We start from the raw sequence: 24,950 nt of genomic DNA, 5'->3' as shown, positions 1-24,950 counted from the left end.
CACCCATGTCAGCTAAATCCGAACCTTCTCACGCGATGCCACCTATTGACACAAGCTATAAACGTATTGTCGCGATTGCGCTGCCTGTACTGCTAGCCAATTTGGCCATGCCATTGCAAAGCGTGATTGATACGGCCATTGTAGGCAATATGAATGACACGGCGAAACTTGCTGGTATGGGTCTAGCCATACAACTGCTGTCGCTATTGCTTGTTAGCTTTAACTTTTTGCAGTATGCATCATCTGGGCTTGCTGCGCAGGCATTGGGACAATTAGCTAATAATAGCAATACATCAGCCGTATCAGCGCCTACGCCTTTGCTGTCTATCCTACAGCGCGCGTTACTATTGGCGTTTGTTATTGGAGCAATATTACTACTCGCAAAGCCATGGCTGATTGATTTTGGCTTACAAGCTCTATCAGCCAATCCTGAGAGTGGACGCGCAGCGAAAACCTATTTAGACGTACGTTTTTGGGGCGTGATCGCAGAGCTGATGAACTTTGCATTTATTGGTTGGTTTGCAGGACAAGGTAAGACCCGTTATATGCTTTATCAGCAGGGTTTTATTGCCGTACTTAATATCGTACTGACTCTGTTTTTTGTATTTGCAATGCAGATGGGATTAGCTGGTGTCGCACTAGGAACGACTATTGCATTTTGGTTTGGAATACTGATGGCATTATGGTTGAGCCGCAAACATTTAAAAATATCGTGGCCTGTATTATTCAAAGCGGATCGACAGTATTTTACGACAGAAAAAAATGCTTAGGCTATTTTCTTTAAACAAAGATATCTTTGTACGTACTCTTATCTTAACGCTAAGCTTTGCTTGGATTACTCGCCTATCTGCTCAAAGCGGTGATGTCATACTGGCTGCTAACGCTATCTTATTGCAAGTATTAAGTATATCTGCCTTCGCTCTTGATGGCGTCGCTGTCTCTGCTGAAACGCTGAGTGGGCAAGCCGCAGGGCGACGTGACTGGCCACGTTTTCGTATTATTGTGAAGCGTACAGGCGTAGTTAGTTATGGCCTTGCTATCATGTTGAGCGCCATTTGGTGGCTTTCGATGCTACGTATTTAGGATTGATGACTAATATTGATTCGGTATTTGCCCTCGCCTATGACTACCATTTATATGCCGTATTATTGCCTCTTGTCGGCGTTGGAGCCTATTGGTTGGATGGGATATTTTTCGGCTTGACGGCTGGTAGCGTGATCCGTAATGCGGCGCTGATACTGGCTACTATTTTCTTCCCATTGAGCTGGTTGCTCTATCAACAATGGGATATGACTGGTATTTGGCTTAGCGTGTGGTGTCTATTATTATTGAGACTAGTCATTCTAGGTGGGTTTTTGTACCGTGCCAATCAGACTGGCAGTTATGAAAAACTACAACCTGAAGCTTAGTTAATTTTATATTATGTTTGCTCTATCAATTTTCGATAGAACGTTTTTATTAAGCTCGTTTTTTTACTTTTTAATTTTGCAGCAATACCGTTTGAATCAATAATTTTTATATCGATAGATTTATAAAAATATCATAAGAAAAATTTAGGATGTCATGTGAATACTCATTCAAATGAATTAAGCCATCAACATGAAAACCGCTACCACTGGCTGAGGGCTTTAAAAAAAGCTTGCCAGTTGCTATGGGATATCTGCCTGCCGGTATTGCCTTTGGTGTACTCGCACAGGTAGCAGGTATCCCGATATGGGCAACGATTATGCTCAGTATCGTTCTCTATGCTGGTGCAGCTCAATACGCTTGTCTGCCAATGCTGAGCGCTGGCCTACCGATTGGCAATATCGCCACCAATATTGCCGCGATTAATCTACGCCATGTATTCTATGGCATGCCGTTATTACAGTATCTACCAAAAAAATAAGCTGACCAAGACGTATTGTCTGTTTGCTTTGACTGATGAGACTTTTTCGATCATGACAAGCTTACCAAATGAGTCGCGACGAGCCCTGATACTTCCTATTAGCTTATTTAATCAAAGTTGGTGGGTACTGGCGAGTACGGTTGGCGTAATGATTGGTAGTACGCTCAGTGACTTAGTGCCAAATTTAGATTTTGCTTTGGTTTGTCTGTTTGCGATTCTTGCTTATGAGCAATTTCAAAGTATCAAACGCTACTTCCCTATTGGTATTGCCGTGCTTGGCTTAATCATTGCTTCGCTATTTACCAGTGACTGGTTGCTACTAGTAGCCATCACTATCTGTATGTTGATGATTTTGGTACGTGGGTTTTGGATAGAGCGTCAAAAGACGGGAGACTCTTATGACCAGTAGTTATCTTATTTTTGCTACGCTTGCCATGGCAGCAGTGACCTTTATCACTCGTGCATTGCCAGCACTGATACCTAGAAAGCTACTCGATACACCTTGGCTACATCGATTAAATGAGAGCTTACCGTTGTCCGTGATGGTGCTGCTAATTTTGACTAGCCTTTCCTATCAAGACCTATCGACGACTGTTACTTTATATGACACCGAGTTGCATCTATTAATGGCACAAGTCGGTGCACTTATTTTGGTATTGTTTATCTATCATATCAGCCGTCAGCTTTTGGTCAGTATGGTTGTCGGTATCGCAGCAATCAATGGTTTATTTTGGTTATTTAGCAGTTTTCTAGGCTAAAACTGTTTCGACCATTTATAAAACGCCAGTACTCTTAGCTATATTTTAAACATAAAAAAGCTAGATTCTATTTAGAATCTAGCTTTTTGTTATCTGAAAACAATGGCTTTAACTTAGCTTAAAGCTCTTCTACACCCATCATATCAACTGGGGTATCAGCTACTATTTGTACGCCTTTTTTTACCAGTTTTGGCAGTATCGTTACGCTGCTCTTGCAAGTGATCAAGATACGCTTCATTGATTTGGCCAGTGATGTAGCAGCCGTTAAATACCGCACAATCAAAACCTTCAACTCGGCTATGCTTGGTATCTTTTACTGCGTCGATCAAATCATCCAAATCTTGGAAGATCAAACGATCTGCGCCGATGATATCACGTACTTCTTCAACGCTATTACCCGAAGCAATAAGCTCGCTACGTACTGGCATATCAATGCCGTATACGTTTGGAAATTTTACTGGTGGCGCAGCACTGGCAAAAAACACCTTGTTAGCACCAGCATCTCGTGCCATTTGAATAATTTCATGACAAGTCGTACCACGAACGATAGAATCATCAACCAACAGTACGTTTTTGCCTTTGAACTCTAGTGGCACAGCGCTCAGCTTTTGGCGAACTGATTTTTTACGCTGCTGCTGACCTGGCATAATAAACGTACGACCGATGTAACGGTTTTTCATAAACCCTTCACGGTACTTGACGTTCATTTTTAGCGCCAGCTCCATCGCTGAAGTACGCGACGTGTCTGGAATTGGAATGACCACGTCGATATCATGATCCTCACCCCATTCAGCAAGGATTTTATCTGCCAGTTTTTCACCCATACGTAGGCGTGATTTATAAACTGAGATATTGTCCATAATCGAATCTGGACGAGCAAAGTACACATATTCAAAGATACAAGGCGTGTATTCTTTTTGCTCTACGCACTGATGCGTATGCAGCTTATGGTTTAAATCGATAAAGATTGCTTCGCCTGGTTTTACATCACGAACGATAGTAAAGCCAGAACCTGTCAATGCAACTGATTCAGAGGCAACCATATACTCAGTGCCGCCATTCGGTGCCATACGCTTACCAAAGATAAGTGGACGGATACCGTTTGGATCGCGGAATGCAAGTAAACCATGACCAGTGATCAAAGCGACAACGCCATAAGCACCTTCACAACGTTTATAGACGGCTTTTACTGCTTCAAAAATATCATCAGCCGTTGGATGGGTTTTGCCTAGATTCTGCATCTCATGTGCCAATACGTTTAACAGTACTTCAGAATCTGAGTCAGTATTAAGGTGGCGACGATCTTCGATGTACAAAGATTTGGCCAAACTCTCAGCATTGGTCAAGTTACCATTGTGCGCAAGGGTAATACCATATGGTGAGTTGACATAAAATGGCTGCGCTTCAGCGCTGCTAGAAGTACCAGCTGTCGGGTAACGAACGTGACCAATACCGAACTTACCAACCAGTTTCATCATATGACGATTCATAAATACGTCACGTACCATGCCATTTTCTTTACGTAGATAGAGTCGCCCATCTTGCAAAGTGACAATACCTGCTGCATCTTGCCCGCGATGCTGTAGCATCGTCAAACCGTCATAAAGAATCTGATTGACTGGTTCGTGAGCTGCAACTCCAATGACTCCACACATAATAGCTATATCCTATTTTGACTCATACATTAGTACGACAATAACGGCAAACTTAACGACAGTATATTGCTAAAATCATTCACTGTCGCACGCCGCTAACCTGATGATATTGTAAGAAACTTAACGAGATTTTTCGATAATCTATGTTTGATTATCAATGACACGTGCAAACATTTAGAAGTATAAAAAGAAGTAAAATAATAGACAATTAGATAAAATAATAGGCAATTAAACAATTACGACTGATTGACCTGATCCCAAGCCATGCCTAACACATCTGATACCAACGCCTTGCCCATCGGTGCATATGGCATTAGCTCTGGCGCTAGTACTGAGGTTTGCCACTGCGGCATCTGTACTAGCAATGGCGCACTGACGCTCAGTACAACCAAGACCATCAATACGTTTTTGGCAGCACCCAATACGCCGCCCGCCATTTTGTCCAAGACGCCCAAACGTAAGGTTTTGAGCACGCCTGAGAACACGAAAGCCATCAGATGCATGATTGCTAATATGGCAATCACTACCAATAAAAAGGCCATTGCATCTGTAGTACAGGATTTTGTACGATACCCGTCAATTGGGGCGACACTACTCCTGCCAGCCTAGTAGCAGCGATAAGGCGATAAACCAACCTACCAAGCCTATTGCTGTTTTAATCAGTCCTACTTGAAAGCCGCGCCATAAGCCAATCAAGACAACAATAGCAATCACAATATCTAAACCACTCATGCTCTACGCCTTATTACCTTATTTATTGGATTAACTTTCCATGCATCGTAATAGCCACCGATTGCCTGAATGCAAGACTGCACCAGCCCAGGACCACGATAAATAAGCCCCGTATAGAGCTGTACCATGTCTGCGCCTGCTTCGATTTTTTTTGACGGCTTTGGCACCACTATCGATACCACCCACGCCTATCAAAGCGACTTTACCATCTAACTGATCAGAGAACTGTTGCAAAATCTGGGTACTAATATGACTCACAGGACGACCTGATAGGCCACCCATTTGGTCACCATCACGCAAGTCTTCGACACCTACGCGGCTTAATGTAGTGTTAGTAGCAATCAGACCATCAATCTCAAAGTCTATTAATTGCTGCGAGATATAATCAACTTGTAATGGCTCTAAATCTGGAGCAACCTTAAGCACTAATGGGACATAAAAACCATATTCAGTAGCCAACTGACTGTGACGGTTTTTAATCGTATCCATCAACTGAGTCAGTGCTTCACCACTTTGCAAATCACGTAAGTTTTTGGTATTTGGCGATGAGATGTTGACCGTGATGTATGAGGCGTGCGGATACACACGCTCTAAGCAATACACATAATCATCGGCGGCTTGCTCTACCGGCGTAACGGCATTTTTACCAATATTGATACCGATATTGCCTTTGTATTTACAGCGTTTGACATTGTCGATTAGATAATCAACGCCTTCATTGTTAAAGCCCATACGATTGATAATCGCGTCTGCTTGCTTGATTCTAAACAGCCTTGGCTTGTCGTTGCCTACTTGCGGTCTTGGCGTGACGGTTCCTACCTCTATAAAACCAAATCCTAACTCAGCCAGCGCGTCAATATAATCGCCGTTTTTGTCCAAGCCTGCGGCCAGACCAACTGGGTTAGAGAACTGTAAACCCATACAGTCTGTTGGTTGCATTGACTGACCATACGCCAAGCCTAAAACACGCGCTTTATGCGCTTTATCCAATAAAGATAGTGTCATCTCATGGGCGTGTTCGGGATCCATATTAAACAAAAAAAGGACGAAGTAAGGCATAAGACATAGTGATGGCAGACCCTGCTTGGAAGAAATAGTGAATAAAAAAATGCGAATGAAATCGGGCGCAGCGATTATATCAGCTTAACAGAAATAAGAGCAAAGTTTCAGTCGCTAAATTTCTACATTTAAGCAGTAACCAATACTGATGATTCTCTGCTACATAACGATGAATTGTCGTTTTCTAAGTTAAAGACATAGCACGAAGGTACTCTTAAACATCTACGGTACTGGACGCCCATCAGTCAACGCAATCCAACCACGTATAATACGATATAAATGCCAAATAAAGGTAAAGGTCATAATCAGCAAACCAAGCCCGGCCAATAATATTGAGCCAATAGCAATATTGCCACTATCCGCTAGTACGCTAACGCCAAAGCCGCCTAATGCAAAGGTAATCAAAATAATGCCAATGACGAACCAAACGATACTGTACCAGAAGGTCTTAATTTGCCAGTCAAAATGCGTGGCCAACCATGACCCACTAGCATCATGGCGCTTAGCATAGTTCATGACAATCGGCACAATCCACAACAGACCTGCAGTAAAGTAGCTGATCACATATAAGAAATAAGTGATGTGATTATAAGTAATTAACGAACGGCGCTTATCGTTGCTCATACTGTCCCGCATTATGTGAGGTTTTCCTTACTGGTAATATTTTTATTCAATAGTCATATGATTAACTATTTAATGGAGCCAGATAAATGGCTTTTCAATGATACCAACGATAAAGCAGTATTCTGCTGTCTAATATCGAGTGTCGAGTAAAAAGCACACAGTGATATAAGTATCTAAAATATTTATCACAAAATGATGCGTTTTAAGAAGTGACCGTTGCTTGTACCTGAATAGATTTATTGGTCAGGTCTTGCTGCATAGATAGCTGTGTAAATTGCCAGCCTTGCTGTTCAAGCTTACCCAGTGCAGTGCTGACAACCGCTTGACTAGGATGCGTAAAGCTCAGTTGCACTGCATCACCAGTCGCAACCACCTGAGCATCTGCTATACCTGAGTTATTGAGCAGAGCATTGATACGACTAGCGGGTGGCATATCAGACTCTCCAGTAGCGTTATTCCCAGTATTCAATGCACTACTATCAATATTACCTGCTTGAGCACGCAACCAAAAATAATCCGCCACCTGCTCCTGATAGTCGTTTTTACTATCGCTCGCTGCTTGATGAACGCTATAGCCACCATAGCCGCCAATAAACAACAGCAGAAATACAGACAATATAGCTAATGCTAGCTGATCACGGGGAGGCAATGTTTGCCAGCGCGTCATTAGTACATTTTGATAATTGTTCATACGCTCTGAGAATACTTGAGCCTTAGTACTGGTTGCAGAAATAGCTGCATTACGTTTGGTACGGCGTTGTAATCGTTTCATGTTTTGACCTTTATTACCAATACCTTGATGAGTTACGACGCTGCCGCATTATTTGCCATGTCGCTGCTTTCTACAATATTATTTTCTACTACGTTGACAGTGACTTGACCACTAAACTGACCTTGCTCATTACTATTCACTTGCGCAAGTTTGGCATTTAAGCCTTGTGCTACCAGTGTGCTCGTAAATTTATCAAGGCTACCGCGATCTGGAGCAATCAAGGTAAAACTGAGCGCCGATGGTTGCATTACTAATGATTGTGCATGCAATGATGACTGTTTAATCAATGGTGATATGCGTGACAGTGCGGCCATATGTGATGCAGGCGCTTGGCTATCGCTACGCAGTTTTGGTTGCAGCTGTACTTGCAGTTTGGTGCGCGTACTCAGTGGCTCATCGGCGAACCAAGACTGATACTGTGCCGCAATTGCAGTCTTGGTTGCTGCGGTCGCTTCATTATACTTGTACCACTGCACACCATCGGTTGCCATTTGCAGTACTAACGCTGATAGCGCAACCATCATCGCCACTCGCAAATATGGTGATAATTGTGAGTCAGTAGATTTCATAAAGAAATTAAGCGCGTGACGTTCGGGACTGTCAATTGGCTTAGGTACTGTAGGTAGGATCGTCAGTAGCAGCTGATGCTCAGCGATCAGCGCTTTAGTTTGCGCTACTAAATCCATGGACGATGATGAATCTAGTGAGTCGACCGATGCGTCAATAGCTGCCTCAATAGACGGCTGTACCATTACCTCACTCAAATGCGGGAAACGCTCAAACATTAACGGCAAATAGCTGACGGCCATACCCTGACGCAATGATTGGCGCAGCAGCATAGTCTGCGAATCTTGATAAAGGATTACTTGTTGACCTGCGCCCTCTTCTGGCGGTGGCAATAATAAAAAAATCTGGCAGTAACGCTACTATATTCATACCGGCTAGCTGCGCGCTTTGTTGCCAGGACTCAATGTCGTTTTGTACCAGTGCGTACAGTTGCGTCGTATCAACATGGCTCAATTGACGGATGTTCAATTGCTCAATAGGCGTTAATGACGTTTCTTCAAATAAGTACTGCTTGCCACTATTACCAAGCTGTTTAAGCTGAGCAGCATTAAGCGCTGTGTCCACGTGCAATGCATGACTTGAGGGAAAATATAGACAAAGCGTCTTTTGGCTATTGGACTTATAGTTACCATAGATTGTTTGCAGCTGTTGCCAACCATCAACCATTTGCCATTGCTGTACATCTTCGTGCCAGACAGCTAGCGGGCTATGCTGCGCTCGTAACCAAACATGTAACACTAAACGTGTCCTCAATTATTGCTGCGGTTATCAAAATATTGTTAATGATTGATGGGGTTTTTGAAAGAGCTGGACGATTTTATATGATTGATAAAGGGCTGAACTTTGTACCAATACCATTTTAAATCCGTCATATCCAATCAATTCTGCTCTAGCAAATCGTTTCTAAGCAAAATATTAGAAATCTAGTCTAATAAGGCTGATCAGGAACAAAACGATCAACTTCCGTTGCCATGCCAGTCATCACAAACTCCATGTCAAACACTCTGGCTTCTGCTAAAGAGAAAGATTCTGGATAATCTCCTGTCAGCAATCCCGCGATATAAGCGACGATAGACATATGACAAACAACGACCAAACACTCAGCTTCAACATTGGCAATATCTATCAGAGCTTGGCGAGCATCATCTGATGGCGTGATATTGTCCTGCACAGATAAGGCTACTTGCGGCGCTCGCGACTGGAACGCAGATAAAGTTTGCTGTGCTCTCGTATAAGGACTGACCACAAAACGATCTGGGCTATAGTGAGTGGTCACATATTCTGCCGTTTGTGCTGCCTGCTGCTGACCAAAGTCCGTCAGCTGACGCGCGTTATCTGGACGTGTTTCGTCTTCTGCTTGACCATGACGTACTAATATAATTTTCATAACCTTCCTTGGAGCGCTAAGTTCGACTCTCTTGATACTGATTTTTAACGGTGTGTCTTACTTATCAGCATCGCTGTCTTTGCTTTTGGTATTGCTACCAGAGGTTTTCATATGAGCGGTAAGTGCTGCATTGCTATGATCATGCGCCATGACAAACTCAACATCGCTACGGAACCCAGCTTCCATCAGATGTAGCGCAACGCCTAGAGCGGCCTTGTCTTCATAAATGACCGCATAGAGCGCATGGGTAATTGGCATATAGATACCCGCTTTGGTCGCCTTTTCATGTACTTGCTGAATAGTATTTACCCCTTCAGCAGTCTGTCCAAGCTTTTTGACCGCGGCATCAATACTCATACCGCGTCCAAGCATATTACCGATACGATAGTTACGACTTAGCTCTGAGCTACAGGTGGCGTATAAGTCGCCTACCCCTGATAAGCCCAAGAAAGTGAGCGGATTGGCGCCTTCTTTAACACCAAAACGACTCATTTCCGCCAAAGCACGAGTAAGAATCATCGCTTTAGTATTCTCACCTACTTCATAAGCTGCCGCCATACCCATGGCAATTGCGTAGATGTTTTTAAGTGCACCGCCAAGCTCGACGCCGCGTATATCATCACTAGCAAATACTCTAAAAAAAGCACTGTGCAATGCTGCTTGCACGGCATGACGCAACGGTTCCGACTCACTTGCGATAACCGTAGCAGACGGCATATTTTTCATGATTTCTATAGCGAGGTTCGGCCCTGACATAACGCCAAAGTTCACTTCTGGCAACACTTCTTTGATGATATCACTCATCATGGCAAAGGTGTCTTTTTCCATACCTTTGGTCAACGATACAATAGACTGACCGCTGATAAAAGGTGCGATGTTTTTTAGCGTTTCGCGAAAAGCTAAACCTGGCACAGCGATAAAAATAATGTCTTTATCTTTGACGCTTGCCGCCAAATCATGGCTGTATTTCAGTCGATCATCAAGCTTATAGCCTGGTAGATACTTTTTATTGGTCTGTGTTTTTGCCATCGCTTTTACCGTGCGCTTATTACGTACCCACAGCGTGGTATCACAGCCATTACGTGCGGCTAAATTTGCCATTGCCGTACCGAAGCTACCACCACCTAAAAACGCCAAGCGCAGCTTGGTTGGATTGCTATGAATGTCGGCCATATCCTTGGCCACAGCTGATTCAACAGGACTAGGATTTGACTTTTTACGGCCGAGACCTGACTTGGTTGCCCGCTCAAAAATACCTGCAAGCATACCGTTCTGCTTTTCAGACGACTCATTGTCCGTTTCATTATTAGCACTGGTGTTGTTTTTATTACTATTGTTAGGGCTTGTCATGTTCTTTTATCCGTGTTGACTGACGTATTATCAATAGAGTCTATCGTGCTCAACTACTGGCCTTATTATCTTTGAATTACAACTTTGTGCAATTATAATCTTATTAATAGACAGCACTGAGCTACATTACGACTCGAAGCGAACTAGCGGTTCGATATCGATAGGTTTGCGTTTGGACTCATCCTTGGGACTTGTGCCAGTATAAACAAAAGCGGTCACATAATCATCTGCACCCACTCCGAAATACGCTTTTACTGCAGGCTCATTACACAGCAGCCCAGTGCGCCAAACGGTACTAAACCCTTGAGCTTTTAATGCCAAGATTAGATTTTGTACAGCAGCACCTGCACTTAGTATTTGCTCAAAAGGTGGCACTTTTTTTGTGTTCTTGCATTTGAGTCACAGCCGTTATGATCAGCGGCGCTCGCAGCGGCATATTTTGAGTTTTAATGATGGTTTTTTCAGACAATTCTTCGCCATCTTGTAGCGCTTTTGCTTGGGCAGCTTCGAGCAAGGCACGGCCTAATTCATGGCGCGCCTCACCTTGCGTCACGATGAACCGCCACGGACGCAATTTTTTTATGATCTGGCGCAGTTGCCGCACATTCGATGGCAGATTCAATCTGCGCACGCGTCGGTGCTGGCTCATCTAGACTGCCCATGCTGCGTCTTGAGTTGATCCAACCTATCAGCTCATCACTGGTAGAGGAGATATCATTCGCTGCTACGTTCTTAACAGACAGTTTTTTTGCCTTCTATTTCTTGGCTTTCATTATCAGCATTGTCAGTTGTAGTCATTGTTTTATCCTTATTTATTATTATCTATCACTACTTGTCATTTATAATATCTTTTTCTTATTTTCTAACAATTATAAAGCAGTTGAGAGCTACACATAGGCAGTCTCAACTCAGCAATAAACTACGCAACATCTTCGACTCGGTGGTCCATGCGTAGATAGTCCTCTGACTGCATCTCAAGCAGACGTGAGCGAGTACGCTCAATCTCAAACGCCAGCTTCTCTCCTTGATACAAGTCTAGAATCGGCTGCTCTGCCCGTACCAATAGTTTTACACGGCGATCATAAAACTCATCGACAAGATAAATAAAGCGACGCGTTGGATCACGCAAGTCGTCATCTAGCGCTGGTACAGAGTCAACTAAAACGGTGCTAAAGCGTTTGGCAAGCTCAATAAAATCGGCGGCTGATCGCGGTGCCATACAGAGATGACGGAAGTCACAGAATAAGATATCTTCGGTACAAGCGTTGATTTTTACTTCTCGTCCATTGATAGTAATGGGCTCTTTACTAATTTTCTGATTATTCGACAAGCTCGCAAAACGGTTGGCTAACCAATGGTAGTTCGCCTTAGTAAGCGGCGCTTCGTATAACTCAGCTTGTTGCAATACGCGCAGACGATAATCAATTCCCGAGTCAATATTCATTACCGTCGTATGACGCTCAACTTCCGCAATGGCAGGCATAAAACGGTCACGATGTAAGCCATCTTTATACAGTCCAGCTGGCTCAATGTTTGAAGTAGCCACCAAAGTAATACCGCGATTGAACAGCATAGTGAACAAATCGCCCAATATCATGGCATCAGAGACGTTAGAAACAAAAAAACTCATCAAAACAGATGATAACCGCTTCTTTATAAATAATATCAGCGACTTTCTCTAACGGATCACTCTCACCTTGTAGTTTATTAAGCTCTCTATGGACACGCTGCATAAAATGATGAAAATGCAGACGCATCTTGCGCTCGATGGTCAATGAGTCATAAAACATGTCCATCATCCACGTTTTACCGCGGCCGACACCGCCCCACATATAAAGACCCGTCGGCGCGACAGGCTTAGATTTTAAAAAGCCAAAAAAACCTTTCTTTTGCGGTGCGCTATTGATGAGCTGATGGTATATCTCATCAAGATAGCTCATGGCCTGAAATTGCTGCTCATCCCGAGTAAACTCATCTGTACTGACGGCTTTCTCGTAACGTTGCAATGGAGATAAACTCATAATACGACTCATCGTTGGATTAAATAAATATCAAAATAGTAGGATAATTTAGCACAGTGCTGGTGCTACCAAGCAAGCCATGCTAAACCATATCAAAACGGAAACCATCAAGCTGAGCTAGCTATGAATAAACTTAGCTGTCCTGCCCAAAGCTATGCTTGTCTAATAAACCCTTGAGCTCTGATAAGCGACCATGGAAGAAATGACCTGCGCCATCAACCACACTGACTTCAATGCCTAATCGGTCTGCAAATGCCTGCATATTGTCAGGTTCAATCACCTCATCCGCATTACCATAAATCTCAAAAGTTCTATCCGCAGGCAAATTAATATCAGTACTGTCGTTTTTTTCGACTGATGGTGCGATAAGGGCAATTTTCGTTACTTCAAAGTCATCCAGTCCCCATATATGTGCGGCTTCAAGCACTTGCTCAGCCACGCGTGCAGTAACATAGCCACCAAAAGAAAAGCCACCCAGCCATAGCTTTCGAGCATTGGTTTGTTCAGCAATCCATTGTAGCACGGTCATTGCATCGACCACTTCACCTTCCGCATAATCATGCTCGCCTGTCGATTGGCCAACGCCGCGAAAGTTAAAGCGCACCACGTGCATACCATTATCACGGGCAAAGCGATACATGGTGGTGACCACTTTGTTATTCATCGTACCATCAAACAAAGGATTGGGATGGCACAGCAGCGCCACCGTGTCTGTACTTGGGTCATTGGGATTGTCATTTTGCCACAGTGCGTCAACCTCGAGCACGCCAGCAGGAGCAGGAATCAATTGCATAGTATTACTTATTAATAAAAAAATGAATGGCTCAATTATCCTAGATACAATTTATATTTCAAGTGATTTGCTGTGTACGGATGCGACTTGTTTTATTTTTGGTCAATAACGGTTGTCTGCCGTTTTGGAATATTGCTGTTCTTAAGATATTAAATTGATTTATATCTAGGGCAAGGTTCATCGGCAATATACCGGTAATACAGCACACAATAACTGTCTAGACAGGTAATATCTAGATAAGCTACATTCATAAAGCTTTGCCTATAGCTAAGACGTTCTGCTTATATAAATCAGGAATTATTTATGAATACTTTTAATAAAACTGCCAGTTTGACGGCAACGTTAGTGGCTGCACTTGCTTTGAGCGCCTGTCAGAGTACGCCTTCTTCACCCGTGATTCAGCGTGCCAACTCTATCTATGAGACAACAGGTATCGCTGATACCAAGGTCAAAGCACAACAAAACGCAATTGATAGTGCTCAAAAAAACTTGTCGAAGCAAGCAAGTGATTATCGTTGATGACAACGTAAAATATAATGGTATCTTAAACGAGCGTACTGGTCGTATGGTTGGCCAAGTAGGTGCTGTCGTTGGCTCGATATTTGGCACAGGTACACCAGATTTGTCACGTAGCGATGATTATGAATACACCATTAACTTCCGTTGCCAATAAATATCGTCCATATCATATAAATCAGATACAGTGTCAGGATCACTCAGCCTACTCTTTGTAGCACTTTCACTTGCCCTCCTTGTATCTAAATTATCTTGAACCGACTATATCTAGCTAAAAATATCTATCTATTTTTCTCTACACGACAACTTCTTTTAGACGCAAACAGGTTTACGATCTAACCGCCAACATTAAGTGACATACAATCTTTCTCTGATTAAACAGCCAACAAACTGCAATATAGATAATATATCAATCAAAGCTTGTTGGCTTCGCTTTTTGTGCTCTCCTTTTTAAGTTAAACTATCCGCTATCGTATTCAGCACGTCCTCGTTCTTCATATTTTCATTATCTTTGGTCTAATATTATGCGCAAACCCAATCTTTCAAATATTAAACAGGCCAAAGTATTAGTACCTGCCAAAGATTTGGCCACTCTAGAGGCAGAACTCGCTGAGCAGGAGGACCATCTAGAGGATACGGTCCTACGCCTAAGTGATTATTTATCAGCGGTTGAAATGGTTATCAAACAAACTTTTGACCACCGTGTCTGGGTAAAAGCTGAAATTCGTAATCTGTCGAGTAAAGGTGGTCATTACTACTTTGAATTGGCAGAAAAAGATGGTGATGGCAAAGTGGTCGCCAGCTGCCGTGGCAATCTCTGGCGCTTTAAAGCGGCTCGTGTATTAGCTAAATTTGAACGTGCGACTGGTATGCCGCTTGAGCGCGACTTGACCGTACTCCTTAAAGTATCGGCAGGCTTCCATGCCCAGTACGGCTTTTCAATCACGATTGAAGATATCGACCCCAGCTATACGCTAGGCGACTTGGCACGGCAATATGCAGAAATGGTTGACCGCCTAACAGGTGAAGGGTTATTACATCTTAATCAGCAGCTACCCGCTCCTTTTGATATTGAGCATGTACTGGTCATCGCTCCTGAAAAGGCGGCTGGTTTAGGCGATTTTCAAGCAGATGCCGATCGCTTAGCCAGTACAGGTGCGTGTCAGTTCCACTACCATAATTCGACTTTTCAGGGCAATCATGCGCCCGCTGAAATCCGCCAAGCCATCGTTAGCGCCCAGCAGCAGTTTTACGATACTTATCAGCGTCTACCAGACTTACTAGTCATCATTCGCGGCGGCGGTGCGGTTGGTGATTTGGCTTATCTCAATGATTATGAGTTGGCCGCTCTGGTTGCTGAGCAGCTATTCCTGTCTGGGTGGCATCGGTCATGAGCGTGACAAGGTCATCTTAGATGAAGTGGCGCATACTAGCTTTGACACACCCTCAAAGGTGATTGCTGCTATCCATAACCACTTGGCCCAGCTCGTCACTCAGACGCTACAATATCAAGCGCAAATCAAGCAAGCGGCTCAGCGTCAATTGAATACTGCTGAGCAACAAACCGCACGCCAGTTAAGTCAAATACAGTCGCAAACGATTGGGCAGCTCACCGCTCTACGAAAAGACAGTGACTATGCATGGCGCAGTATTCAACAAAGTGCCCAGCGCCAAGTAAAGCAAGCAGTCAGACTGACGGTTGAGCGATATACACAAACGCAAACCTTGGCCCATCAACAGCTCGCAAAAGCCGCTATTAATAGCAGAAGTTATCAAGAGTCAATCATGCAGAACGCGCAGCAGCAAATTGTGCAAGCACAGCGCGATAGCGAACATCTACGTGATATTGTGCTATTACATCGCCCGTCTCGCGTACTCAAGCAAGGCTATACCATGCTAATGGATGCTCAAAACAAGCAAACCCTCACTAGTAGTACCCAACTGTATCTTGAGCAAACCGTCAATATTATTTTAAAAGATGGCAATGCAAAAGCACAGATTATCGATGTCAATATGGATAAAGAAGCGACGAAAAACTCAGACACTCTAAATTAACCAAATAATAATATCTAACGATTATTCACCGACTTACCTTTAAAAATTAGGAAATTTTATGACTACCCCTACTCGCAGACGCAAAAAAAGCCGCCCCAAAAACCTTTAAGGCGGCTTACGATATCTTAAAAACCAATGCGGCTGAACTACAGCAACAGGATGAGCCTGATATTGATAATCTGATGACAACGGTCGAAGAATCTATTGCCGCTTATCGCGTTTGCGAGACTCGTATCAATGCTGTACAGCAAGCACTAGATGCGGCCTTTGCCGAAGAAAAATCTACCAGTAGTGTTGATAGTTAAAAAAACAGCCACTAAATAGCAGCTGATTAGTCAAACCAAGCGCATCAAGCTCATTTGGCAACGCAACAGTTTGATATTCTGTTTACTCTGGTTCGTCAACCTCAAACACTTGACGCAGATAGGCAAGATACGTGTCGTTATTGATCATGGTCTTGCCTGGGCTATCAGACAGCTTAGCGACTGGCTGACCATTGCACTCTACCAACTTGAGCACGATATTAATCGGCGTAATGCCCATATCATTGGTCAGATTGGTGCCGATGCCGAAACTGGTTCTAATGCGACCTTTAAAGTATTGATGCAGCTCCCACGCCTTCTCTAAATCTAACCCATCGCTAAAAGTTAGAATCTTGGTTTTTGGGTCTATCTTTAGCTTCTCATAATGGGCAATTGCCTTATCACCCCAAATATATGGGTCGCCGCTATCATGACGCAGACCGTCGAATAGCTTGGCAAAATACAAATCGAAATCACGTAAGAACGCATCCATTCCAACCACATCTGTCAATGCAATACCCAAGTCGCCACGGTACTCATGCACCCATGCTTCAAGCGCGGCCTTTTGTGAGTCGCGCAGACGCACATCTAATGCCTGAAACGCCTGCATAAACTCGTGCGCCATCGTGCCTATCGGCGTCATTCCTAATTGCTTGGCCAAATACACATTTGATGTACCACCGACTATCTTTGGCTCGGCTTTATGTAACGTTTTCACTACGTGTGCTTGCCAGCGTCGACTAAAGCGTCTACGCGTGCCAAAATCAGCGACGATAAATGGCGGTGTATCCTGATCGTACTGGGTTTGCTCTTCGGCATACTGATGTAATAGCGCTACTTTTGCATCGAGGCGACGTTGTCCTTCTTCAATCACGCTGTCATTAGATAGCGCATTAAAATACAGCTCATTGACAATGGCTAGTACAAATACTTCAAAGAACATCGCTTGAATCATTGGCCCTTCGATGTCGATAAACAGGCGACCTTTATCGTCTGTACTTACCGTAATAAAACGACGTTTTAGCTTAAATAGCTCTAGATAATCAACGAAATCTGAGCGAATAAAGCGCAGGCTACGTAAGTACTCTAGCTCATCTGGCAAAAAGCGCAATTCGCATAAGCTGTCTAGTTGCTGCTCTAGATCTTTTTGGATATCAGCCAATGGATAGGCGGCATCTTTGTTATTACGGCAGCGAAAGCGATAAACACCATGAGTTTGCGGGAACTGATGCAGCATGGCTTGTAACATCGTAAATTTGTACAAATCATTATCAAGCAATGAAGTAATAATAGGTGCATAAGAAACGGTCATGCTATGGCCTTAAAAGTGCAAAATAAGAAACAAACGTCATTTGATAGACAAAGCGACATCATATGTGGACGATAAACAATACACGCTCATTCATTATGAGCCATCGATAAACCGTTCAGTATAACGAATTTTGGTATTTATTTCAGAGTTCACTTTTGATTGCCGTAAAATGACAGTGAAATGCCAGTAAAATGATTGCGATTATTTAAACCATTTATAAAAACATCGTATAAGTCTATCCAGACAACCTATTCGTAGATAATTATCATAGCTTACGCTTTTGCACTCATAAACTGCTCGACATAGTCATCAGCAGGATTATGCCGCAACTCGCTTGGCCTCCCCGTTTGTATGAGTCGACCGCCATTTAGCATACTGATACGCTGACCTACTTTGACAGCTTCATCAATATCATGGGTAATAAATACAATGGTCTTGTTCAATCGATCTTGTAATTCGAGTAGTTGGTCTTGCAACTGAGCGCGAATGAGCGGATCAAGTGCAGAGAACGCTTCATCCATTAGTAAAATTGGATTATCCGTCGCTAAGGCACGAGCCAGACCAACGCGCTGCTGCATACCGCCTGAGAGCTCATCAGGGTAGCTGTTTTCCAGATTTGATAGCCCTACTTCATTCAGCCAATGTCGAGCCGTTTCGTGTCGCTCGTTTACGCTCATTTTTCGGACACGCAGACCATAAGCGACATTTTGTATGACCGTCATATGCGGCACTAAGCCGAAATGCTGAAAAACCATACTGACGGTCTGCTGACGATAATGCTGCAACTCTTTATCGTTGAGCGCTAAAATATTAATAGCCGCAGCAGAGCTTTCTTCTACTACCGTACTCATATTATCTATCACTGATTGCCTATCAGCTGTTGTATGAGTTGTATGATCTCTATTCAAAGCAGTATCTACCCATATCTCGCCACTGGTTGGATCGATCAAACGGTTAATATGGCGTATCAGCGTTGACTTGCCCGATCCTGATAGACCCATGATGCAATGCAACTCGCCTGCCTTGATATCTAGATTGATATCATACAGACCAACTGAGTAGCCCGTTTGCTCTTTTACCTTGATGCTATCCATACCCTCAGCCAGCAATGCCAATGCAGACTGTGCTTGCGTAATACTGGCATTATAAATCTTACTGATATTTTTTTAATTGGATATGAGTCATCGGTGCTCTCACTATTCATGTAGTTTTTATCATTAGGGCTTCGGTCGATTACCATGGATTCAGTCTTATACCACCATTACACAACCTTCTATCCAATCGGACGCCTGCCTGCTTCGATGGTTTTTTGACGGGTACGCTTACCTTGTCCAAATGCTTGCGTGATACGGTCAATGATAATAGCAACGATAACGATGGCCGTACCTGCTTGTAAACCCTGACCGATATTGAGCGTTTGGATAGACTGCAATACATCTTCACCAAGCCCCGGAGCACCAATCATTGAAGCCAATACCACCATGGCAAGTGACATCATCACAGCCTGATTGATACCTGCCATAATACTGGGCAATGCTTGTGGCAATTTAATCCAGAGAAGTAGCTGTAAATGCGTACTACCAAAAGAGCGCCCTGCCTCGACCATTTCATGATTGACTTGTGTAATCCCTAACGTCGTCAGACGAATCAAGGGCGGCAGTGCATAAATCACAGTCGCAAATAACGCAGGCACTTTACCAATACCAAACAACATCAGCACTGGTATGAGATATACAAAACTCGGCATGGTCTGCATGATATCTAGCACTGGCGTCACAATCTTGCGTAGCAGTTTGCTACCTGACATAGCGATACCAATAGGAATACCAATCACCACCGTGACCAGTACCGATACGATAAGCAGCGCTAAAGTATCAATCAGTGCGCCCCATAAACCAAAAGCACCTATCAAAAATAGCCCTGTACCACATGCCAGCGCGAACCAAATCTTGCGGACACCAAACCAGCCAAGCACAGTCACAAATGCAATAATCAACCAAGGTGGGATAACCGTTAATAATCGTTCAATAGGTAATAGCAGGTAAGTAAGCGCCATTGTGCTAATAGTACGAAATACATCACCATAGTTTTGGACCACATTTGCTAAGGCATTATTGAGTGGGGTCTCAAGCGACCATGAAGGAAAGCTTGAGGCGAGCGCTGACGCATTGATACTAGATGCAGTTGCTTCTGTAGAAATAGCACCCGTTGAGCTAAGGCCTAACTTGGTAGCAAGATTGGTAGCGGCTTCATCGGATAACCATGCTTGCCAAACCTCTGGGTTGTCACGCAAAAACACCATGGCTTGCTCATCGCCAGTACGTTTACTTTCGCTCATCTCCAAGATAGCACCGTTGAGCTCATCAGAGGTAAATTGCACCTTTTCAAAGACAGCGGCTAGTTCAGGATTGGATTCGACAAACGGGGTAGAAACGGCAATACCTAACGGTGATACTGGGAATCCTGACACGCAATCCATCTTACCATCAGCGAGCAGCAGATTTTGCCAACAAGCATCCTCATAAGCTGGGAACTCTAGTGGCGCAAGGTCATATTTGGCCATTAGCCAGTAGGCTGCCAGTAGTAAAACAATAGTGGCTTATGCTGTTCAAAAGCGGAGGCAATTTCGGCATCGAGAGCAGCACCCGTACCAGGGTGTGCGTTGTTAAAAAGGCTGTCTAGGCCGGTGGTTTTTAGCAAACGTGTGTTAAAAATCTCACATGTCCAACCAGAGGGGCAGTTCATAAAGCGAGATCTACCAGGGTCTTCAGGGTCTTTAAATAGCTCAGTATATTTAGGCAAATCTTGATAGCTGCGTAGTCCTGGGTTCTCTTCCAAGACGTATCGCGGGACATACCAGCCTTGAGTTGCACCGCCTTTTAGCGTATCGCCGATGATAGCCACTTTATTTTGTTTAATGGCTTTTTCCATGATTGGCGAACGGCCAACCCACTGCTCTCCGATGACCTGAATGTCATTCTGTGATAGCGCTGTATCAAGTGCAGGCCCTGCTCCTGGTACTTCTTCTACTGTGCAGCCGTATCCGTCTTCTACGATATATTTGAGTACGCCGGAGGTAAATTGCCCACTCTCCCAGGTTAGCGCCCCAAATTTAATCGTTGAATTGCAGGCAGCAGACGCCGATACAGGCAGTAGTATCGCGCTCATCCACAGTAGCTTAATGCAATCCATTGGCGCATACTCTTTCCTATTATTATGTTGTATCGGCATGAAATCACTATTAAAACAATAGAGCTAAAAAAGCTGAACGTCGCTATAACAAGTTTACCAAGCTAGCCATAGACCATTCAGCTACTATCTACTGTTGTTTAGACTTACTACAAAGTGTAGCGATTTATAGAAGTGATGACAAATGCTTATTTGTCGATTAACGCATTAGATAAATTTACGATAATTTTGATAAAGCTCTTATGAAAAGTCGCTCTTAATTTTAGAAATCTATATTTGTAAATTGGTATTTTAGATAAAAAAAATAGCACCTATCTGGATAGGTGCTATTGGTTATGGTATCGATTAAAAAGGTCACTATTAATTTCTATAGCTACTATAAAATGTCTAACTCAAGAATTGTTATTTCAAAAACAGCGCCATCGCCTTTTTAAAAAGTCCACCATAAGGCGGCAATAATAAATTCAGACCATTGAGCTTGGTTTGTACAAAAATTGGCTTCATATGGCTGAGGCGTTCAAAGCCAGCCTTACCGTGGTACGCGCCAGTACCAGAGTCACCCACGCCACCAAACGGCAAATCATGCTGAGCCACATGTATCAAAACTTCGTTGATACACAAACCACCCGAGACCGTATTATTACGCACGTTTTCGATACTGCTGTAGTTGTCACTAAACACATATAGCGCCAATGGCCGTGGACGCGAGTTCACAAAGTAAATGGCATCATCAAGCGTCTCATAATGCATCAGCGGCAATATCGGAGCAAAAATCTCGTTTTGCATAAGGTCGCTATCAGGCGCAGGCTCGCTGACGATGACTGGCGGCATCAGACGGGTTTCTATATTGGGTTCGGCGCCAGTTAACGCATGTACCTCGCCACCTGTTAGCGCATCTAGATAGCCATTTACCCGTTTGAACTGCTCACCATTAATAATGCGAGAGTAATCTGGGTTTTCTTCAATATTAGGATAATGCTTGGTCATCCACTCTTTTGCGAGTTGGATAAACTGGTCATGGTATTGGCGCTGAATCAAGACATAATCTGGCGCAATACACGTCTGCCCAGCATTTAGTGTCTTACCCATCATCACTCGATTGACGACAGACTCTAGATTGGCATCATCTAGTACGATCACTGGTGATTTACCACCAAGCTCAAGCGTCACTGGCGTTAAATTAGGCGCAGCCGCAGCCATGACTTTTTTGCCCACCGCAGTCGATCCGGTATATAGCAGATGGTCAAATGGTAGCTCACTAAAGGCGGCGGCAATCTCAACTTCACCGAGCACCACACAGATCATATCTGGCGAAAAATAACGAGCAATGGCATCAGCAAACGTCTGAGCAAATTGCGGTGCGGCTTCACTCATCTTGACCATAATGCGATTGCCTGCGGTGAGTGCATCAATCATCGGGCCAATTGCTAAAAATAACGGATAGTTCCAAGGCACCATGATACCGACCACACCCAATGGCTGCGGCTGAATTTCATTATGAGCTGGCATATATAGCGCTGAAATAGGCGCACGATGTGCTTGCATCCATTTTTTGCCGTGTTTTTTGGCGTGACTGATACCGGTAAAGCTAGGAAACAACTCAGCAAACTGCGTCTCTGACTGGCTACGATAGCCAAAATCTGCACTAATCGCCTTTGCAAAACTCTCTTGGTTGTCGCTAAGCATCACTTCTAGATTGTCTAGCTGCGTCGTACGAGTGGCCCAATCATTGATTGGCTGGGTACGGCTTAACATTTGCAAGCGTGAAAATTGCGCTTTCATCTCATCGATAGTCTTCGCCGTACTTAGGGCTTCAGGCACACGCTGCAGCGCAAAACCTGTCTCGGTCACTGGCTGCTCATGAGCGCTTTGGTTGCTATCTGTCATTTGTCTTCCTTGTCATAATCATAGTAATAGTCATAAGGTTTGTAGTCACTATACTATATTGGGTTAGAGGCGCTATCTTTCTAGTCAGGTGCACTCTTTGATAACCTACTCTGACTATAAATTTCATCAGATTCCATTCATCACACTTTAATGTAGCGCATCGACTGAGCAATGAACAGCACCTTTGGTTGACTACTGCGTCTGTACTAGCAGTACCTTTATAAGCGACTTACCACGGTTCTATACCTATTATTTCGTCATCAATTGCTAGCTGTTTATTATTAACATTTACGCCACTTGCAGACATTGCGACAGTATATATCTTTGGGCGATAGTCGCCAAAACTGCTACACTACCGATGATCATTATTTATTTTAAACTTGATAATAATAAGACAGATACTCTCATGCAAAATGACACACAACCCCTCAATGATACGCTTGTCAGCAAGTCTCTATCAGCGGCCGATTATGTCCCTACTCTCGATGCGATGCTGGCACGCACCCTCGAACGTATCGATCTAAAAAAACAACAAGGCTACGTACGCCTGATGAACTGTGGATTGTCGATCATAACGATGTCTACACGCTTGGACAGGCAGGTAAAGAAGAGCATATATTACAGCGTACTGACACGCCTATCATCAAGACCGATCGCGGTGGTCAGGTGACATGGCATGGTCATGGGCAGCTGGTTATCTATTGGTTGTTTGACTTGGACAGTCTCAAATGGAGTGTGCGCAATCTCGTCTCCCATGCTGAGCAAGCGATAGAAGACGTCATCAATGACTGTTTGCGTAGCTCACCATCTAATAGTGATAATATCAGTGCTCATGCACGCCGCGATGCCCCAGGTGTCTACTTATATGCAGATACTGCTGCAACAGATGACAGTACCTCTACAGAAGACAGTTCTCTTGATAATAAGATTATGCTTGGCAAAATGGCCTCGCTAGGCTTTAAAATTAAGCATGGCTTTAGCTACCATGGTATTGCGATTAATTTAAATTGTGACCTGTCTTCATTTAACGCCATTAATCCTTGTGGTTATGCCGGCATGCAAATGTTGCGATTGTCTGACTTTGTAGCCATGCAGACAGATTCAGAGCAAACAGAGCCAGAGTCGCAAACCGGGCAGCAAATGAGCGATTCATTCAGCTATGAGACAGTCACTCAAAAACTTATTGATAACATCGCCAAGCGTCATGCTGGTCTGATTGAGTTGCGAGCTATCGCGCCCAAGTAAATGTTGAGTCCGTTTTTGCATAATCTTTTTTTGCATAATATCTTGCACGCTTAGACTTAAGCATTAAGAGAAAATTCAGTACAAACTTGCTATAATCGCATGCAGTACAAATCGGACGCAGCAACTATCCTTGCTGGATCCCTAGCTCAACCCCTTATTCAAACATTTAGAACAAAAGCAAATTGGAGCATTTTATGGCAGATTTTAACAAAATTTTGGACGCAGGCGACGTAGACGGCGGCATCATCAACGTAGTAGTAGAGATCCCAGCTGGTAGCAGCCATAAAATTGAGTGGAATCGCGAATTAGCAGTATTTGAGCTTGACCGTATTGACCCACAGATTTTTGCTAAACCTTGTAACTATGGCTTCATCCCACAAACACTTGACGAAGACGGCGATGAGCTTGACGTATTGCTATTGACTGAGCAGCCACTACCGACTGGTATTTTCTTAAAAGCAAAAGTTATCGGCGTGATGAAGTTTGTTGATGATGGCGAAGTAGATGACAAAATCGTTGTCGTACCTGCCGATGACCGTGACACAGGTAATGCTTATAACAGCTTAGAAGACCTACCAAAGCAGTTGATCAACCAATTAGAGTTCCATTTCAGTCATTACAAAGACCTGAAAAAAGCTGGTACGACGGTTGTTGAATCTTGGGGTGATGTTGCAGAAGCGAAAGAAGTTATCAAAGAGTCTATCCAACGCTGGAAAGATCTATAATTATCAAATATTGCAAAAATGCCAATAACGATAAATCATAAAATACCGCAGTCACCATAGTGGCTGCGGTATTTTTTTGCTTGAACATTGCTTATCTAACATGGTTATAATGA

At 43.6% G+C, this 24,950-nt stretch carries 25 protein-coding genes and 6 pseudogenes; 12 read left to right on the top strand and 19 right to left on the bottom strand.

What is annotated here, in order from left to right:
- The first annotated feature begins 5 nt into the window (after positions 1-5).
- The 5 genes and pseudogenes from TT11_RS01935 (at position 6) to TT11_RS01915 (ending at position 2,646) form a co-directional block, all read left to right on the top strand.
- Entirely contained in the window at positions 6-770 is a 765-nt protein-coding gene (locus tag TT11_RS01935; RefSeq protein ID WP_261868901.1) for an MATE family efflux transporter, read from the top strand.
- The gene (locus TT11_RS01930) at positions 763-1,083 is read left to right on the top strand and encodes an MATE family efflux transporter (protein WP_261868900.1); all 321 of its coding nucleotides are present in this window, start codon (positions 763-765) and stop codon (positions 1,081-1,083) included. The genes TT11_RS01935 and TT11_RS01930 overlap by 8 nt, the downstream gene beginning before the upstream one ends.
- Before the next feature lie 5 nt (positions 1,084-1,088).
- Positions 1,089-1,409: a hypothetical protein gene (locus TT11_RS01925; RefSeq protein WP_261868899.1), complete on the top strand. Its 321-nt coding sequence runs from the start codon at positions 1,089-1,091 to the stop codon at positions 1,407-1,409.
- A gap of 242 nt (positions 1,410-1,651) precedes the next feature.
- A pseudogene (locus tag TT11_RS01920) lies at positions 1,652-2,297 on the top strand (AzlC family ABC transporter permease).
- Complete coding sequence (locus TT11_RS01915; protein ID WP_261868898.1) at positions 2,287-2,646, top strand: AzlD domain-containing protein; 360 nt, start codon at positions 2,287-2,289, stop codon at positions 2,644-2,646. Before TT11_RS01920 ends, TT11_RS01915 begins: the two are co-directional and overlap by 11 nt.
- A 118-nt stretch (positions 2,647-2,764) precedes the next feature.
- Here TT11_RS01915 and purF read toward each other — a convergent pair.
- The 14 genes and pseudogenes from purF to TT11_RS01845 all read right to left on the bottom strand — a co-directional run bounded on the left by purF (position 2,765) and on the right by TT11_RS01845 (position 13,606).
- Positions 2,765-4,301: pseudogene (purF, locus tag TT11_RS01910) on the bottom strand (amidophosphoribosyltransferase).
- 236 nt (positions 4,302-4,537) lie between these two features.
- Positions 4,538-4,843: a CvpA family protein gene (locus tag TT11_RS01905; RefSeq protein WP_261868897.1), complete on the bottom strand. Its 306-nt coding sequence runs from the start codon at positions 4,841-4,843 to the stop codon at positions 4,538-4,540.
- Between the two features lie 49 nt (positions 4,844-4,892).
- Positions 4,893-5,033 (bottom strand): hypothetical protein, encoded by a 141-nt coding sequence (locus tag TT11_RS01900; RefSeq protein WP_261868896.1) that lies wholly within the window; start codon positions 5,031-5,033, stop codon positions 4,893-4,895.
- A pseudogene (locus tag TT11_RS01895) lies at positions 5,030-6,099 on the bottom strand (quinone-dependent dihydroorotate dehydrogenase). Before TT11_RS01895 ends, TT11_RS01900 begins: the two are co-directional and overlap by 4 nt.
- A gap of 215 nt (positions 6,100-6,314) precedes the next feature.
- Positions 6,315-6,716, bottom strand: a complete 402-nt coding sequence (locus TT11_RS01890; RefSeq protein ID WP_228707043.1) for a hypothetical protein — start codon at positions 6,714-6,716, stop codon at positions 6,315-6,317.
- Between the two features lie 202 nt (positions 6,717-6,918).
- Entirely contained in the window at positions 6,919-7,488 is a 570-nt protein-coding gene (locus TT11_RS01885) for a type II secretion system protein M (protein ID WP_261868895.1), read from the bottom strand.
- 32 nt (positions 7,489-7,520) lie between these two features.
- Entirely contained in the window at positions 7,521-8,327 is an 807-nt protein-coding gene (locus TT11_RS01880) for a GspL/Epsl periplasmic domain-containing protein (protein WP_261868894.1), read from the bottom strand.
- On the bottom strand, positions 8,266-8,793 hold the full coding sequence (locus TT11_RS01875) for a hypothetical protein (RefSeq protein WP_261868893.1): 528 nt from the start codon (positions 8,791-8,793) through the stop codon (positions 8,266-8,268). The genes TT11_RS01880 and TT11_RS01875 overlap by 62 nt, the downstream gene beginning before the upstream one ends.
- A gap of 190 nt (positions 8,794-8,983) precedes the next feature.
- The gene (sixA, locus tag TT11_RS01870) at positions 8,984-9,442 is read right to left on the bottom strand and encodes a phosphohistidine phosphatase SixA (RefSeq protein WP_261868892.1); all 459 of its coding nucleotides are present in this window, start codon (positions 9,440-9,442) and stop codon (positions 8,984-8,986) included.
- A 57-nt stretch (positions 9,443-9,499) separates the two neighbouring features.
- Entirely contained in the window at positions 9,500-10,792 is a 1,293-nt protein-coding gene (locus TT11_RS01865; protein ID WP_261868891.1) for an NAD(P)H-dependent glycerol-3-phosphate dehydrogenase, read from the bottom strand.
- A gap of 126 nt (positions 10,793-10,918) precedes the next feature.
- Positions 10,919-11,167: a nitroreductase family protein gene (locus TT11_RS01860; protein WP_261868890.1), complete on the bottom strand. Its 249-nt coding sequence runs from the start codon at positions 11,165-11,167 to the stop codon at positions 10,919-10,921.
- Complete coding sequence (locus TT11_RS01855) at positions 11,154-11,441, bottom strand: hypothetical protein (protein WP_261868889.1); 288 nt, start codon at positions 11,439-11,441, stop codon at positions 11,154-11,156. Before TT11_RS01855 ends, TT11_RS01860 begins: the two co-directional genes overlap by 14 nt.
- 270 nt (positions 11,442-11,711) lie before the next feature.
- Positions 11,712-12,813, bottom strand: a pseudogene (gene zapE, locus TT11_RS01850) (cell division protein ZapE).
- A 133-nt stretch (positions 12,814-12,946) separates the two neighbouring features.
- Positions 12,947-13,606, bottom strand: coding sequence for an alpha/beta hydrolase (locus tag TT11_RS01845; RefSeq protein WP_261868888.1), 660 nt, complete (start codon positions 13,604-13,606; stop codon positions 12,947-12,949).
- Between the two features lie 303 nt (positions 13,607-13,909).
- On the opposite strand from TT11_RS01845, the pseudogene TT11_RS16840 reads away from it, so the two are divergent.
- From TT11_RS16840 to xseB, 4 genes and pseudogenes are all read left to right on the top strand, one after another.
- Positions 13,910-14,279, top strand: a pseudogene (locus tag TT11_RS16840) (hypothetical protein).
- A gap of 367 nt (positions 14,280-14,646) precedes the next feature.
- A complete protein-coding gene (locus TT11_RS01830; protein WP_261868885.1) occupies positions 14,647-15,516 on the top strand; it encodes an exodeoxyribonuclease VII large subunit in 870 nt (289 codons plus the stop codon).
- The gene (locus tag TT11_RS01825) at positions 15,458-16,177 is read left to right on the top strand and encodes an exodeoxyribonuclease VII large subunit (protein ID WP_261868884.1); all 720 of its coding nucleotides are present in this window, start codon (positions 15,458-15,460) and stop codon (positions 16,175-16,177) included. The genes TT11_RS01830 and TT11_RS01825 overlap by 59 nt, the downstream gene beginning before the upstream one ends.
- 122 nt (positions 16,178-16,299) lie before the next feature.
- Positions 16,300-16,482 (top strand): exodeoxyribonuclease VII small subunit, encoded by a 183-nt coding sequence (gene xseB / locus TT11_RS01820; RefSeq protein WP_370587749.1) that lies wholly within the window; start codon positions 16,300-16,302, stop codon positions 16,480-16,482.
- Positions 16,483-16,564: 82 nt separating this feature from the next.
- Here xseB and pncB read toward each other — a convergent pair whose 3' ends face one another.
- The 5 genes and pseudogenes from pncB to TT11_RS01795 all read right to left on the bottom strand — a co-directional run bounded on the left by pncB (position 16,565) and on the right by TT11_RS01795 (position 22,867).
- On the bottom strand, positions 16,565-17,791 hold the full coding sequence (gene pncB / locus TT11_RS01815; protein ID WP_101205386.1) for a nicotinate phosphoribosyltransferase: 1,227 nt from the start codon (positions 17,789-17,791) through the stop codon (positions 16,565-16,567).
- A gap of 272 nt (positions 17,792-18,063) precedes the next feature.
- Positions 18,064-18,906 (bottom strand): ATP-binding cassette domain-containing protein, encoded by an 843-nt coding sequence (locus tag TT11_RS01810; RefSeq protein ID WP_261868883.1) that lies wholly within the window; start codon positions 18,904-18,906, stop codon positions 18,064-18,066.
- A gap of 158 nt (positions 18,907-19,064) precedes the next feature.
- Entirely contained in the window at positions 19,065-19,598 is a 534-nt protein-coding gene (locus tag TT11_RS01805) for a proline/glycine betaine ABC transporter permease (RefSeq protein WP_261868981.1), read from the bottom strand.
- A gap of 540 nt (positions 19,599-20,138) precedes the next feature.
- Positions 20,139-20,959: pseudogene (locus TT11_RS01800) on the bottom strand (glycine betaine ABC transporter substrate-binding protein); the annotation flags it as partial.
- 423 nt (positions 20,960-21,382) lie between these two features.
- Positions 21,383-22,867 carry a coniferyl aldehyde dehydrogenase gene (locus tag TT11_RS01795; protein WP_370587736.1) on the bottom strand — a complete coding sequence of 495 codons (1,485 nt, stop codon included), beginning with the start codon at positions 22,865-22,867 and terminating at the stop codon, positions 21,383-21,385.
- Between the two features lie 406 nt (positions 22,868-23,273).
- Between TT11_RS01795 and TT11_RS16835 the strand changes: the two genes are divergently transcribed.
- The 3 genes from TT11_RS16835 to TT11_RS01785 all read left to right on the top strand — a co-directional run bounded on the left by TT11_RS16835 (position 23,274) and on the right by TT11_RS01785 (position 24,837).
- Positions 23,274-23,537, top strand: coding sequence for a hypothetical protein (locus TT11_RS16835; RefSeq protein WP_370587735.1), 264 nt, complete (start codon positions 23,274-23,276; stop codon positions 23,535-23,537).
- The gene (locus TT11_RS01790; protein WP_370587748.1) at positions 23,423-24,112 is read left to right on the top strand and encodes an octanoyltransferase; all 690 of its coding nucleotides are present in this window, start codon (positions 23,423-23,425) and stop codon (positions 24,110-24,112) included. The genes TT11_RS16835 and TT11_RS01790 overlap by 115 nt, the downstream gene beginning before the upstream one ends.
- A gap of 194 nt (positions 24,113-24,306) precedes the next feature.
- Positions 24,307-24,837 carry an inorganic diphosphatase gene (locus TT11_RS01785; RefSeq protein ID WP_057759479.1) on the top strand — a complete coding sequence of 177 codons (531 nt, stop codon included), beginning with the start codon at positions 24,307-24,309 and terminating at the stop codon, positions 24,835-24,837.
- The last annotated feature ends 113 nt before the right edge of the window (positions 24,838-24,950 follow it).

It is taken from the genome of Psychrobacter sp. JCM 18901 (assembly GCF_000586435.1).
GTDB lineage: Bacteria > Pseudomonadota > Gammaproteobacteria > Pseudomonadales > Moraxellaceae > Psychrobacter.
The sequence above is the reverse complement of the archived record's forward strand: the minus strand, read 5'-3'. Positions and strand labels throughout refer to the sequence as shown.

Excerpts from the sequence above, each read along its gene's own strand:
- TT11_RS01935 (WP_261868901.1), top strand. The coding sequence starts at position 6 with ATGTCAGCTAAATCCGAACCTTCTCACGCGATGCCACCTATTGACACA.
- TT11_RS01930 (WP_261868900.1), top strand. The coding sequence starts at position 763 with ATGCTTAGGCTATTTTCTTTAAACAAAGATATCTTTGTACGTACTCTT.
- TT11_RS01925 (WP_261868899.1), top strand. The coding sequence starts at position 1,089 with ATGACTAATATTGATTCGGTATTTGCCCTCGCCTATGACTACCATTTA.
- TT11_RS01915 (WP_261868898.1), top strand. The coding sequence starts at position 2,287 with ATGACCAGTAGTTATCTTATTTTTGCTACGCTTGCCATGGCAGCAGTG.
- TT11_RS01905 (WP_261868897.1), bottom strand. The coding sequence starts at position 4,843 with ATGGCCTTTTTATTGGTAGTGATTGCCATATTAGCAATCATGCATCTG.
- TT11_RS01900 (WP_261868896.1), bottom strand. The coding sequence starts at position 5,033 with ATGAGTGGTTTAGATATTGTGATTGCTATTGTTGTCTTGATTGGCTTA.
- TT11_RS01890 (WP_228707043.1), bottom strand. The coding sequence starts at position 6,716 with ATGAGCAACGATAAGCGCCGTTCGTTAATTACTTATAATCACATCACT.
- TT11_RS01885 (WP_261868895.1), bottom strand. The coding sequence starts at position 7,488 with ATGAAACGATTACAACGCCGTACCAAACGTAATGCAGCTATTTCTGCA.
- TT11_RS01880 (WP_261868894.1), bottom strand. The coding sequence starts at position 8,327 with ATGCTGCTGCGCCAATCATTGCGTCAGGGTATGGCCGTCAGCTATTTG.
- sixA (WP_261868892.1), bottom strand. The coding sequence starts at position 9,442 with ATGAAAATTATATTAGTACGTCATGGTCAAGCAGAAGACGAAACACGT.
- TT11_RS01865 (WP_261868891.1), bottom strand. The coding sequence starts at position 10,792 with ATGACAAGCCCTAACAATAGTAATAAAAACAACACCAGTGCTAATAAT.
- TT11_RS01855 (WP_261868889.1), bottom strand. The coding sequence starts at position 11,441 with ATGAGCCAGCACCGACGCGTGCGCAGATTGAATCTGCCATCGAATGTG.
- TT11_RS01845 (WP_261868888.1), bottom strand. The coding sequence starts at position 13,606 with ATGCAATTGATTCCTGCTCCTGCTGGCGTGCTCGAGGTTGACGCACTG.
- TT11_RS01830 (WP_261868885.1), top strand. The coding sequence starts at position 14,647 with ATGCGCAAACCCAATCTTTCAAATATTAAACAGGCCAAAGTATTAGTA.
- TT11_RS01825 (WP_261868884.1), top strand. The coding sequence starts at position 15,458 with ATGAGTTGGCCGCTCTGGTTGCTGAGCAGCTATTCCTGTCTGGGTGGC.
- pncB (WP_101205386.1), bottom strand. The coding sequence starts at position 17,791 with ATGACCGTTTCTTATGCACCTATTATTACTTCATTGCTTGATAATGAT.
- TT11_RS01805 (WP_261868981.1), bottom strand. The coding sequence starts at position 19,598 with ATGTCAGGTAGCAAACTGCTACGCAAGATTGTGACGCCAGTGCTAGAT.
- TT11_RS01795 (WP_370587736.1), bottom strand. The coding sequence starts at position 22,867 with ATGACAGATAGCAACCAAAGCGCTCATGAGCAGCCAGTGACCGAGACA.
- TT11_RS16835 (WP_370587735.1), top strand. The coding sequence starts at position 23,274 with ATGCAAAATGACACACAACCCCTCAATGATACGCTTGTCAGCAAGTCT.
- TT11_RS01785 (WP_057759479.1), top strand. The coding sequence starts at position 24,307 with ATGGCAGATTTTAACAAAATTTTGGACGCAGGCGACGTAGACGGCGGC.